The organism is Gordonia marina (genome assembly GCF_052036135.1).
Lineage (GTDB): Bacteria > Actinomycetota > Actinomycetes > Mycobacteriales > Mycobacteriaceae > Gordonia.
This window is the reverse complement of the sequence record NZ_JBPSDN010000007.1, coordinates 1-12,229: the sequence shown is the minus strand read 5'-3', so window position 1 is coordinate 12,229 and position 12,229 is coordinate 1. Positions and strand designations below refer to the sequence as shown.

Here is a 12,229-nt window from a genome sequence, read left to right as displayed (position 1 = left end):
GCGACGGGCACCGCGGAATTCGGCGACCGTTTCTCACTCCATGATAGGAGCAGAATCCTCCGGCGACCACTATTCCCTCTGGGACGATCCGCCACCCTCCCCCACCGCGGCCCACCGGATCAGGCGCCGATCCGGCGAGCCGGGCGTTCGGCGCCGGGCAGCGCCCCCTGCTCGTAGGCGAGCAGGCTGGCATCGGCCGCGTCGAGGAACTCGGCGGCGCGTCGTTCGACGCGGGCGCAGAGGGTGTCGTCCACCTGCCGGACCAGGCCCACCTCCACCTTCTCGCGCATGGCGGACAGGCCGCCGAAGTATTCGGCCAGTTCGGCGTACTGCGGCGCGGCCGCTTTGATCCGGCTCCACGCGTCGCGGGCGTTGCGGCGCCTGCGCACCGGGCCGGGCGGCTCGTAGACGGCCAGCACCGCGCCGGCCGCCCGGATGGCGGCCAGATAGAACTGCCGGAACCGCTCGGCGCCGTCGTCGGTGACGCGCGCGGCGTCCTCGAACAGCACCTCGGCCCGGTCGAGCAGGTCCCGGCTGCGCAGGACCACCCGCGGGTCGGCCGTCGCCGCCATGCGGCTCGTCGTCGACTTTCCGGTCATGTGAACCCCTCGCCTCCTTCTGTCGACAAGAACGTCTCACGTGCCTACGACAATCCCGGGCCGGCGGGCCTTCGCCGAGATGCGCGAGAGCCGGCGGCCCGGTGTCTTCCCCACCGGTCCGCCGACTCTCGGCTCATCGAAACTTTGTTCGATACCGGAAGACTAACCCCCACTAGGGGCCGTCGGCAAGTGCCGCTAATCTCACTGGCAACGCACCCGGATACGACGGCGAAAGGCAGGTGGGTCCGCCCATGGCGGTTCGGATCGTCTCCCTGGCCGCCGCCGATGCCGATCAGTGGATCGATCCGGCCGTGCACACCTATGTGACCGCCATGCGGTACGCGCGCGGCACCGAGCAGAGCCGCACCGGACTGTGGCGCGATCATCTGCATCGGCCGGGCTGGACGGCGGTGGCCGCGCTGGCCACGGCGTCGCCGATGGATCTGCTGCGGCCGACGTACGCCCGGCTGCGGGTCACCGCGCCGTGGACCGCCGACCGCGAGGTCCTGGTCGGTATCGCCTACGGCTACACCGGCGCCGCGGACCAGTGGTGGAACCGGCAACTGCGCTCGGGCCTGGCCCGCCACGGCTGCTCACCGGACCAGGTGGCGGCGATCGCGTCCGACTACTTCGAGCTCACCGAGCTGCACGTCCACCCGGTGGCGCAGGGCCGCGGCCTCGGCCAGGCACTGCTCACCCGGCTGCTGTCCGGGCGCCCCGAGTCCCGGGTCCTGCTGTCCACGCCGGAGGTACGGGGTGAGGAGAACCGGGCGTGGTCGCTGTACCGGCGGCTCGGATTTGACGACGTGCTGCGCGGTTTCACCTTCGCCGGCGACCCCCGGCAGTTCGCCTTCCTGGGCCGGTCGCTGCCGCTGCCGGACGCGCCCGGCGACGTCGCGGCGGGGGAGAACCCGCCCACTCTGGCACGATGACACCGTGTCCCGTCGCCAGCGTCTCCCGCGTCACCGTCACCCCGCCCTGGGCCTCGTGGTCCTGCTCGCGCTGGTCCCGCTGCTGAGCGGATGCCTGACGAAGTCGGAGAACGTCGGCGACCAGTACTCGGGATTCGTGGTGGTCGCGGCCGCCCCGGACGCCGGAGCCACCCCCACCTTCGACGTGCCCGCCTCGATGGCCGGATCGGTGTCGGTGACCAAGTTCCCGGCGGACGGCGACACGCAGACGTCACCGGAACCGGCGCAGACGGACGCGGTCACCGGGAAGGTCGGCTCCCGGATGACCTTCACCGATCTCACCGCGGGTCAGTTCTCCCAGCTCGGCGACATCATCTCCGGCGCGCTGGATTCCGGCGCGACCGTCGATCTGACGGCCACGCGCAGCGGCGACGTGGTCCGGATGCGCGGCGGGGCGGCTCTGGCCGGGCTGTCGCCGAAGACCTCGTATCTCTCGATCACCGTCGACTTCGGCGGCGAGGTCGTCGCCACCAACGGACATCTGGCCGGCGACAACTCCGTCACCTGGGTGCCCGAGCCGGGCCAGAACGCCCAGTTCAACGCCGATGCGAAGTACCCGGATCCGGCCACGGCGGCGCTGCCGAGCTGGACCTGGTTCATGGTGATCGCCTGCCTGGCGATCGTCGGCGCCGTCGCCGCCCTCGCCTACCGCTTCCGTGATCGCACGCCGCGGTACACCCCGCCGGCCGGACAGGGCGGCGGACCGAATCCACTGCGCGCCCTGACACGGCTGCGCCGGAAGAAGAACGACGACGCGGCCGCCGCCTCCGAGACGGAGGCCGAGGAGATCGAGGAGCCTGCCGCCCCCACCGGCCGGTAGGGCGCAGAGGCCGCGGCCCGGTTCAGGCCGGGGTCAGCGCGCCCCGGGTGTCGATCCCGATCCGCTCCAGCACCTCGCTGGTCGCGCGGGTGAAGTTCAGGCTGCAGAAATGCAGGCACGGCGCGCCCTCGGCCACCAGCCGCTGCGCCATCTCGGTGCACAGGTCGATACCGACTTCGCGGACCGCGGCCCGATCCTCCTCCGGACCGTCGCCGGCCGCCGCGGCCAGTCGCTCCGCCACGCGCTGCGGCAGCACACTGCCGGACAGCTCCACCATGCGGCGCACCGTGGCCAGCGAGGTGATCGGCATGATGCCGGGGATGATCGGCTTGGCGCCCTGCTCCGGATCGGCGGCCACCACGCGATCGCGCAGCCGCAGGTAATCGTCCACGTCGAAGAAGATCTGGGTCACCGAGTACTCGGCGCCCGAGCGCAGCTTGCGGATCAGGTTCCCGGTGTCGGCCGCCAGATTCGGCGCCCGATGGTGCCCCTCCGGGAACGACGCCACGCCGATGTGGAAGTCGCCGAGCGAGCCGATCAGCTCCACGAGCTCCGAGGCGTACGACACGCCCTCGGGATGCCGCACCCACTCGCCCAGCGGGTCGCCCGGCGGATCGCCGCGCAGCGCGAGCAGATTGGTGATGCCCTTGTCGGCGTACGCGCCGACCAGGCCGCGCAGCTCGTCGAGGCTGTGATTCACCGCGGTCAGATGCGCGACGGTGGTCAGCGTGGTCGACGTGGCCAGCTCCCCCGCGATGCGCACCGTGCGGTCCCGGGTGGAACCGCCGGCGCCGTAGGTCAGCGACACGAACGCCGGGTCCATTCGCTCGAACACCCGCACCGCGTGCCACAGCCGGGCCTCGTCGGCCTCGGTCCGCGGCGGGAAGAACTCGACGGAGAAGGGCACTGGGCCGTCGTGCGGCGCGGCGAGCCGCTCGACGACGGTCGAGGGCGCGAAGGCATCGGCGGAAACGTCACTCACCCGGCCGATCTTACCGACGGGTACCGCAGTGGACCGATTTCCAGCGCCGGTTTTACGCACCGGCCGGGGCCGTCTTGACCTGCCCGGACCGCTGAGGTATCAAGCGGGTCCCGCCGCGGCCGGACCGCGGGTGACGCCCCGGTAGGCTTACCCGCGTGTTGAGTCAGCAGCAGGTGCCCGGCGCCGTGGAGGAGGTCCTGCGGGACTTCTTCGCCACCTCCGCCGCCGCTCTCGACGAGATCTCGCCGGTGGTGGCCGATGCCGGGAGCGTTCTGGCCGACTTCGTCCTCGGCGGCGGCAAGCGGATCCGGCCGCTGTTCGTGCACGCGGGCTGGCACTGCGGCCTCACCGAATGTCCGCCGTCGGGCCGGCCCGCCCCGGATCGGCAGCGCGCGGAGAGCGAACCGCTGGTCGTGCGCACCGGCGCCGCGATCGAGCTGATCCAGGCGTGCGCCCTGGTGCACGACGACATCCTCGACCGCAGCGACACCCGGCGCGGACGTCCGACGGTGCATCGCCGCTTCGCGGAGCGGCACCGCGATCGGGCCTGGTCGGGAGACGACGATCACTACGGCGCCTCCGCGGCGATCCTCCTCGGCGACCTGGCGCTCGCCTGGGCCGACGATCTGGTGCACGGATACCGCCCGGTGCCCGGCGCCGTCGCCGGAGACCCCCTGCCGCCGCGCGCGGCCGGCCTGTGGTCGCTGATGCGCACCGAGGTGCTCGGCGGGCAGCTCCTCGACATCACCAATGAGGTCTCCGGCGACGAGAGCGTCGACGCCGCGTACCGGGTGATGGAGTACAAGACCGCCGCCTACACCATCGCCCGGCCGCTGGAGATCGGCGCGGCTCTGGGACGGTCGACCGGCGAGACGGCCGCCGCGTTGCGCCGGATCGGCACCGGGCTGGGTCTGGCCTTTCAGCTGCGCGACGACGTCCTCGGCGCCTTCGGCGATCCCGCCCAGACCGGCAAGCCCTCCGGCGACGATCTGGTCGCCGGCAAACGCACGGTGCTGGTGGCCCTCACCCTCGCCGGGGCGCCCGCGGCCGACGCCGACGTGCTGCGCGGCCTGCTCGGCCGCCGGATCGACGCCGCCGAGCTGGCCACCGCCCGGACGATCCTCATCGACTCCGGTGCGCTCGCCGCCGTCGAGCAGCAGATCGACGACCACCTCACCGCGGCGCTGGCCGAGATCGACGCCCTCCCGGTCGGTGCGGCCGCGCGCGACGATCTCACGGCCCTCGCGCACCGCATCGCCCACCGGCAGACCTGAGACGCAGCCATGACCGCCACCAGACACGTCGTCATCATCGGCGCCGGCCTCTCCGGGCTGGCCGCCGCCGCCCGCCTGCGGGGCCGCGGCCACGAGGTGACCGTCCTCGAATCCGCTGCCGTCCCGGGCGGGCTGGTCCGCACCGAGGAGATCGACGGACACCGCTTCGACACCGGCGCCACCCTGCTCACCATGCCGGGCCTGATCGTCGACGCCCTCGCCGAGCTCGGCGTCGACCGCGCCGAGGCGCTGGCGAGGCTGTCCCTGACGCCCGTCGATCCGGGCTACGTGATGAACTACGCGGACGGGTCCGTCCTCGCGCTGCCGCACGACGTCGCCGCGATCCCCGCCGCCGTCGCCCGCGCTTTCGGCCCGGACACCGCACGCGGCACCGCCGACCTGCTCGAATGGCTGCGCGCGGTGTACGACGCCGAGTACGGGGTCTTCATCGACCGCAACTTCGGCGGTATCGGCGACCTGACCGGACCCGAAACACGCAGGGCCGCAGCACAACTGGTGAAACTGCGCGCCCTCGGCGGGCTCACCGGCGCCGTCGCGCGCTTCGCCCCCGACGAGCGCGTCCAGCGGGCGTTCACCTTCCAGTCGCTGTACGCCGGGGTACCTCCGCACCGGGCGCGCGCCATCTACGCGATCATCGCCGACATGGACATCGGCCGCGGCCTCTGGGCACCGGCCGGCGGCATGGGCCGGATCGGCGAGGTGCTCGCCGGAGCGCTGATCGACGCCGGCGTCACCATCGCGTACGACTCCCCGGTCCGAGCGGTGCTGCGGGACGGGCACACGGTCCGCGGCGCGGCGACCGACGACGGCGTGATCGCCGCCGACGCGGTGATCGCGACGCTGGAGCGCGACCAGGTCGCCGATCTGCTCGGCGCGACCCCGCGGCGCAGGCTCCGCTACTCGCCCAGCGCCGTCGTCGCCCACGGTCTGCTGCCGGCCGGAACCGCGCGGGAGTGGTCGTCGGGGCACCACACGCTCGACTTCGGTGCGGCGTGGACGCAGACCTTCGCCGAGATCACCGGCCGTGGAGGCAAGCCGATGACCGACGGGTCGTTCCTGATCACCCGGCCGGCGGTCAGCGACCCGGACACCTTCGTCACCGGCGGGCTGGAGTCGGTCTCGGTCCTGGCCCCCACCCCGAACCTGGACAGCGCACCGCTGGCGTGGGACGCGGTCGCCGGCCCCTATGTGACCGAGGTGCTGGGCACCCTCGCCGGCCGCGGCTATCGCGGGATCGACGAGCTGAAGGTGCTGCGCGTCGACCATCCGGGTACCTGGCGGCGTGCCGGACTGCCCGCGGGCACGCCGTTCTCGGCGGCCCACACGGTTATGCAGACCGGTCCGCTGCGCACCCGCAACACGTGGCCCGGCCTGCGTAATCTGTTCCTGGCCGGCAGCGCCACGGTGCCCGGTGTCGGCATCCCGCCGGTCCTGATCTCCGGTGGCCTCGCGGCCGATCGCGCCGACGCGCTCCTCACGGGAGCGGCACGATGAGCGCGCGGCTGCGAGGACTGCTCAGCCACCCCGACGCACTGCTCGGGTTCGTGGGCGCGGTCCTGTTCGCCGTCGGCACCTACGGAGTGGCCGACATCCCGCGCAACGACACGACCCTGCAGAACCTCGGGCTGGCCCCGATCACCTACGGCAGCGGCAAGGCGCTCGCCTGGATCGCGTTCTGGACCGGCGTCACGCTGATGGTGATCGCCTGGATCCGGATCGGCCGCGCGGTGCTCGCCGGCACCAGCGATCTGGACGTGCGCGGCACCCGCTGGACCGTGTGCGCCTGGGCGCTGCCGATGCTGTTCGCCGTGCCGGTGTTCAGCCGCGACGTCTACGCGTATCTCGGTCAGGCGTGGGTGCTGGCGCAGGGCTACAACCCCTATCTCGACGGCCCCGCACACGCGCCCGGCCCGATCGTCGACTCGATGGCGCAGATCTGGGCGCCCACCACGTCCCCGTACACCCCGCTGTTCATGCTGATCGCACGCGGTGTGGTCGCGGTGACCGGGCAGAACGTGATCGCCGGGGTCTTCGTGATGCGCCTGGTGCTGCTGATCGGGCTCGCCCTCTCGCTGTGGGCGCTGCCCGCGCTCGCCGAGCGGTTCGGCGCCTCCCGGCGGCTCGCGCTGTGGCTGGTGCTGCTCAACCCGATGCTGCTGGCGCATCTGGTCGCCGGGCCGCACCTGGAACTGCTGATGATGGGCTTCCTCGCGGCGGGCGTCGCCGTGGTGGTCGGCGCCGGGAGCACGTCGACGGAGCCCGGCATGAACTCCGCGAGCGGGCCGGACGACATCCGCGGGCGCCCGGTGTACGGCCTGCTTCTGCTCGGCGTCGCCGCGTCGATCAAGATCACCGCGGCCGTCGCGATCCCCTTCGTGGTGTGGATGTGGCTCGATCAGCTGCGGAGACAGCGCGCCGCCCGCGGCGACCCGAGCATGCCGGTCGAGCGGAGTCGAGACCAGGTCCGTCGCGTCGTCGGCGTCTTCGCGGCCACCGCCCTGATCCCGGCCGCGGTCTTCGGCGTGTTCACCCTGATCCTGGGGCTCGGCCTCGGGTGGCTGAACGGTCTGTCGTGGGCGTCGCGCATCATCAATCCGTTCACCATCCCCACGCTGGCCGGGCACCTCGTCACCTATGTGGCCGCGCCGTTCCACGTCTGGAACCTGCAGCAGGTGCTGCCGGTGACGCGGGCCATCGGCGAAGTGGTGCTGGCGGTGCTCCTGGTCTGGTTCTGGTGGCGTTCGCGCACCGATACGCGGGCGGCCGTCGCCGGGGCCGCGTGGGCGATGCTGGCGGTGCTGCTGCTGGAGCCGTCGACCCTGCCCTGGTACTACGTGTGGACGCTGGTGCTGGCCGTCGCGTTCGACCTGCCACTGTGGGTCCGGCAGGTGGTGGTCGGGGTGAGCGTGTTCTTCCTCATCACCTTCCAGCCCGACGATTCGATCACCTTCTACAAGCCGATTCCCTCGTTGGTCGCGCTGCTGCTCGCGGTGCTCGCCGCGGTCTCGCTCGACCGCCGGGATCCGCTGCGCCTGCGCAGGCTGCGGGACTGGGCCTTCGCGATCCCGCCGAAGCATGACTGAGCGCGGCTACCGCATCGGCCGGGCGATGACCGCGCGCGCCGGGCGCACCTACTACCTGGCCGCGGGATTGCTGCCGGCCGACCGGCGGCGCGGCGTCTACGCGCTGTACGGCTTCGCGCGGATGGCCGACGACATCGTCGATCGGTCGCCGCAGGCCCCGGCCGCGCAGGTCGCCGCGCTCGACGCGCTGGCGGCCGGACTCACCGCGGCCCTGGACGGCGAAGCTCTCCCCGATCCGTCGCTGACCGCCGACCAGTGGGCGCTGCTGCGTTCACTGGCCGCTACGGTCGAGCGGTTCGGCATCGACCCGGCGACGTTCGGGGCGTTCCTGCGCTCGATGCGGATGGACGTCCCGGGCACCGCCGAGTTCCGCAGCCGCTATCGGTCGTTCGCCGAACTGCACGACTACACGTACGGCTCGGCGGCGGTGATCGGCCTGCAGATGCTGCCCATCCTGGGGGTGCCGCCGGGCGGCAGCGGCGGCGTGTCGTACGACGACGTCGCCGGCGGCGCGGCGCTCCTCGGCGAGGCGTTCCAGCTGACCAATTTCCTGCGCGACGTCGCCGAGGACCTCGACCGCGACCGGATCTACCTGCCCGCCGACCATCTCGCGGCGTTCGGCGTCGACGAGGAGGTGCTGCGCGCGGACGTCCACCGCGGACGGCCGGGTCCGGCCCTGCGCGCGGCGCTGCGCCACCTGATCGCGATCAACCGCGACCAGTACCGGCGCACCGCCCCGGCGATCGCGGCGCTCCCGGGCCGCACCCGTCCGGCGATCGCCGCCGCGGCGCGCAGCTACGCCGACATCCTCACCGAGATCGAGCGCAGCGACTACGACGTGCTCTCCCGCCGCGCGGTGGTGCCGAAACGGCGGCGCGTCGTGCACGCCGCCCGCGCTCTCCTGCCCGCCGGCTGAGCCCGCCCGCCGGCTGAGTCTGTCCAGACCCGCCGGCTGAGCTCGTCGAAGCCTAGAAGGCCTGCGCCTGAGCGCGGCGGATCACCTCGCGCGCGGAATGCGTGTGCAGTGCCTGCGCCGGGTGCATCCCGAGGTCGTCGTACACGGTGAAGAACCACTCCATCGCCTCGTCCCGGGTGTAGCCGCCGTCGAGCAGCACCGACACCAGACCCTCGAAGTGCTTGGCCAGATGACCTTCCTCGCCGAAGAAGAGCGCCGGGATCACCGGCTGCCCGTTCCGCGAGGCGGCGAGCAGGTTGTGATCGCGGATCAGGGTGCGCACCCGGTTCGGGGAGACATGCAGGTGATCGGCCGCCTGGTCGAGGTCGAAGACCTCGGCGTCGTCCGGAAGAATGCCGATGGCCAGCGGAAGGGAACTCACGGGAGGTGACGATACCCGACAGGGCCGACACCCGAACGGCTCCGGCGCTCACGGATCCGGCCCACCCCGCACGGTAGATTCACTCCCGTGAGTTCCCCCGAGGATCCGCTGCTGGGTCGCGTCCTGGAGCGGCGCTACCGGATCGACGCGCCGATCGCGCGCGGCGGCATGTCGGCGGTGTACGTCGGCACCGATCTGCGGCTCGGGCGGCGCGTCGCGGTCAAGGTGATGGACGCACGGTATGTCGGCGACCCGCAGTTCCTGCGGCGCTTCGAGTTCGAGGCCCGCGCGGTCGCCGGGCTGAGCCATCCGGGGCTGGTCGCCGTGTACGACCAGAGCATCGACGGCGACATCGCCTTCCTGGTGATGGAACTGGTCCGCGGCGGCAGCCTGCGGGAACTGCTGCGCGAGCGCGGCCCGATGCCCCCGCACGCGGTCGCCGCCGTCGGTATCCCGGTCCTCGGTGGGCTGGGCACCGCGCACCGCGCGGGGCTGGTGCACCGGGACGTGAAGCCGGAGAACGTGCTGATCTCCGACACCGGCGACATCAAGGTCGCCGACTTCGGTCTGGTCCGCGCCGTCTCCGAGGCCGGTGTCACGTCGGCGAGCGTCATCCTCGGCACCGCCGCGTACCTGTCCCCCGAGCAGGTGAGTTCCACCGACATCGACGCCCGCAGCGACGTGTACTCCACGGGCGTGCTCTTCTACGAGTTGCTGACCGGCCGCCAGCCGTTCCACGGCGCCACTCCCCTCGCACTCGCCTACCAGCGCCTGTCGTACGACGTCCCGGCACCCAGCGAGATCATCGCCGGGGTGCCGCCGCAGATCGACGACATCGTGCTGCGCGCCACCGAGCGCGACCCGGCCCACCGCTTCCCCGACGCCTTCGCCATGCAGCACGCTCTGCTCGACGCCGTCGACGACCTCGTCCTTCCGCCGTTCACGGTGCCCGCCCCGCGGCAGGCGTCGGCCCGCGTCACCTCCGCGATCGCCCGCCCGGTCGCCCCCGCGCGCCGCGCCCCCACCGTCGGCCGCGGCCCCTCGCCGGACGGATACGGCCAGGCGGACGACGACTACCCCGGCGACGGTCCCGTGGACGACGACTACGACCCCCGGCCGGACTACGAGGGCCGGCCGGACTACGAGGGCCGGGACCCCGGGCCGGGCGCCTACGGCCCCGGGCCGGGCGAGGTCCCGGCTCCGCCCGACCGGCATCTCGGTGGAGACCGATACGACGCCGACTACGACGACCCCTACGACGACTACCCCGACGTCGCCCAGCGCCCCGTGCACACCGGCAGCACCCTGGTCGTGATCGCCTGGTTCGTCGTCGTTCTGCTGATCGCCGCTCTTCTCGGCGGCGGCGGCTGGGCTCTCGGTATCGCCCTGACGACCTAGGGCCGCACCCCGCCGCAGGCTTCCGGCCTGCGGTTTTCTTTCACTTTTCGGCCTGTTCGGGCGAATTGTCGTACCCCGGTGACAGAGTCTGCTCCGCACCGCAGCTCCGGCGAATCACGCCGGGTCAGCTGCCCCGCCCCTGAAAGGAAATCACCATGAGCAAGCTCCGCAACACCGCCATCGCCGTCATGGCCTGCCTGGCCCTGGGCGCGACCATCGCGTCCGGCAGCGAGGACAAGGCGACCAAGGTCGACGGCAACGGGTCGACCCAGCAGGGCGACACGTTCAAGGTCGGCGACACCGTCAAGCTCGGCGACTGGAAGGTCAAGGTCAACAAGGTGACCGATCCGTACGTGCCGAGCAACGAGTTCGTGACGCCGAGCCCCGGCAATCGCTACGTGCTCGTCGACACCGAGGTCACCAACGACAGCAAGAAGTCGCAGACCGTCTCGTCGATGATGTGCTTCGACCTGCGGGACGACTCGAACCGCAAGCACGACATCACCATCACCGGCGACGAGACCTCGTCGCTCGACGGTGAGGTGGCACCGGGCGGCACGCTGCGCGGCGACCTGGCGTTCGAGGTTCCGGATTCGGCGAAGAACCTGCAGCTGCAGTTCAAGTGCGACCTGTTCGGTTCCGGCTCGGCCGTGATCGACCTATCGTGACGGCGACCACTCCGGCTCCCGCCGCGACGCACCCGCGTCGCGCCGGTCCGGGCGACCTGCTCCTGCACCCGTGGGTGGCCCTGTCGGTGCTGGTCCTGCTGCTGAACGATCATGTGCTCAAGTGGATCTTCGGCAACACGGTGACCGGGAAGCTGTCGGATGTCGCCGGCGTCTTTCTGCTGCCGCTCCTGATACTGACGGTCGCCGAACTCGCGGCGCGGGTATGCGGAGTGCGCTGGATCGCCGGTCGCCGGGCCGTGATCACGACGATCGCCGTCGTGGGTGTCGGCTTCGCGGCGGTGAAGACCGTGCCCCCGGTCGGCGACGCCTACGAGTACATGGTCGGCCTGCTCCGCGCGGTGGCGACCTTCTCCGGCGGCCCGGTCACCCCGATCATCGTCTACCGCGACGCCACCGATCTCCTCGTCCTCCCAGTGCTGATCGGCACCTATCTCGTCGTCACCCGGTGCCGCCGCATCGTCCCGCATGACTCCTGAGCGGAGTCGAAGGGCTTCGCCGCGCCAGCTCAGGACCCGGCGCGTGTCGAAGCTACCCCAGAATCGAACATCAGCTCAATGAGTGAGCACCATACCGCCCCAAACGGTGCCCGCAACTCGCCTGAACCACACGTGAACTCTCCACGAAAGATTGTCATAACCAGGCGATACCCTTGACTCAGAACACGAAACCGACACTGGCACACACCGAAATGTGTGAGTAGTATGAATCATATAGTCATCGAACACAGATGGTTCGGGGCAAGGGGGTGAGACCGGTGACCGATGTATTCGCCGCCCGCTGGACGGCTATGGATTTCACTCCGGCCGGGATGGTCGCCCCCGACGCCGCTGATGATGAGAAGACGCAGTGTCGCGAGTGGATCGTGTATGCCGAGGCGGCGTGGCGGGGTCAGGCGTTCCTGTATTGGCAGCAGATCCATGCGATCGGGCAGTTCCTCGACATCACCCTCGCCGCACTCGATGACCGGGTGTGCGGCGGGGAAGAGCAGAAGGACTTGTTCGATCCGTACACGCAGGCCGTGGAGGTGTTCGCGATCGTGTTCGCCGGGAACCGGC

General features: G+C 71.5%; 13 protein-coding genes. 10 read left to right on the top strand and 3 right to left on the bottom strand.

What is annotated here, in order from left to right; translation table 11 throughout:
• Positions 1–119: 119 nt before the first annotated feature.
• Complete coding sequence (locus ACSEEN_RS05730; protein WP_440712605.1) at positions 120–599, bottom strand: SAV_6107 family HEPN domain-containing protein; 480 nt, start codon at positions 597–599, stop codon at positions 120–122.
• A gap of 251 nt (positions 600–850) precedes the next feature.
• Here ACSEEN_RS05730 and ACSEEN_RS05725 point away from each other — a divergent pair, with 251 nt between their 5' ends.
• Both ACSEEN_RS05725 and ACSEEN_RS05720 read left to right on the top strand, forming a co-directional pair.
• Entirely contained in the window at positions 851–1,531 is a 681-nt protein-coding gene (locus tag ACSEEN_RS05725) for a GNAT family N-acetyltransferase (RefSeq protein ID WP_247864040.1), read from the top strand.
• A gap of 4 nt (positions 1,532–1,535) precedes the next feature.
• Positions 1,536–2,390: an LppM family (lipo)protein gene (locus ACSEEN_RS05720; protein ID WP_440712604.1), complete on the top strand. Its 855-nt coding sequence runs from the start codon at positions 1,536–1,538 to the stop codon at positions 2,388–2,390.
• Between the two features lie 22 nt (positions 2,391–2,412).
• Here ACSEEN_RS05720 and metF read toward each other — a convergent pair whose 3' ends face one another.
• Positions 2,413–3,372 (bottom strand): methylenetetrahydrofolate reductase [NAD(P)H], encoded by a 960-nt coding sequence (metF, locus tag ACSEEN_RS05715; RefSeq protein ID WP_440712603.1) that lies wholly within the window; start codon positions 3,370–3,372, stop codon positions 2,413–2,415.
• A 155-nt stretch (positions 3,373–3,527) separates the two neighbouring features.
• Here metF and ACSEEN_RS05710 point away from each other — a divergent pair, with 155 nt between their 5' ends.
• The 4 genes from ACSEEN_RS05710 to ACSEEN_RS05695 are packed head-to-tail and all read left to right on the top strand — an operon-like array spanning position 3,528 to position 8,666.
• Positions 3,528–4,646, top strand: coding sequence for a polyprenyl synthetase family protein (locus ACSEEN_RS05710; protein ID WP_440712602.1), 1,119 nt, complete (start codon positions 3,528–3,530; stop codon positions 4,644–4,646).
• A 9-nt stretch (positions 4,647–4,655) separates the two neighbouring features.
• The gene (gene crtI, locus ACSEEN_RS05705; protein ID WP_440712601.1) at positions 4,656–6,161 is read left to right on the top strand and encodes a phytoene desaturase family protein; all 1,506 of its coding nucleotides are present in this window, start codon (positions 4,656–4,658) and stop codon (positions 6,159–6,161) included.
• The gene (mptB, locus tag ACSEEN_RS05700) at positions 6,158–7,750 is read left to right on the top strand and encodes a polyprenol phosphomannose-dependent alpha 1,6 mannosyltransferase MptB (protein ID WP_440712600.1); all 1,593 of its coding nucleotides are present in this window, start codon (positions 6,158–6,160) and stop codon (positions 7,748–7,750) included. The genes crtI and mptB overlap by 4 nt, the downstream gene beginning before the upstream one ends.
• Entirely contained in the window at positions 7,743–8,666 is a 924-nt protein-coding gene (locus ACSEEN_RS05695; RefSeq protein ID WP_440712599.1) for a phytoene/squalene synthase family protein, read from the top strand. Before mptB ends, ACSEEN_RS05695 begins: the two co-directional genes overlap by 8 nt.
• Before the next feature lie 52 nt (positions 8,667–8,718).
• On the opposite strand, the gene ACSEEN_RS05690 is transcribed toward ACSEEN_RS05695, so the two are convergent.
• Positions 8,719–9,087, bottom strand: a complete 369-nt coding sequence (locus tag ACSEEN_RS05690; protein WP_371308626.1) for an Rv2175c family DNA-binding protein — start codon at positions 9,085–9,087, stop codon at positions 8,719–8,721.
• An 87-nt stretch (positions 9,088–9,174) separates the two neighbouring features.
• On the opposite strand from ACSEEN_RS05690, the gene ACSEEN_RS05685 reads away from it, so the two are divergent.
• The 4 genes from ACSEEN_RS05685 to ACSEEN_RS05670 all read left to right on the top strand — a co-directional run.
• Positions 9,175–10,485 (top strand): protein kinase domain-containing protein, encoded by a 1,311-nt coding sequence (locus tag ACSEEN_RS05685; protein ID WP_440712598.1) that lies wholly within the window; start codon positions 9,175–9,177, stop codon positions 10,483–10,485.
• A gap of 155 nt (positions 10,486–10,640) precedes the next feature.
• Entirely contained in the window at positions 10,641–11,153 is a 513-nt protein-coding gene (locus tag ACSEEN_RS05680; RefSeq protein ID WP_440712597.1) for a DUF4352 domain-containing protein, read from the top strand.
• Complete coding sequence (locus ACSEEN_RS05675; RefSeq protein ID WP_440712596.1) at positions 11,150–11,650, top strand: hypothetical protein; 501 nt, start codon at positions 11,150–11,152, stop codon at positions 11,648–11,650. The genes ACSEEN_RS05680 and ACSEEN_RS05675 overlap by 4 nt, the downstream gene beginning before the upstream one ends.
• A gap of 278 nt (positions 11,651–11,928) precedes the next feature.
• A partial coding sequence (locus tag ACSEEN_RS05670) for a hypothetical protein (RefSeq protein ID WP_440712595.1) occupies positions 11,929–12,229 on the top strand: 301 nt, incomplete at its 3' end.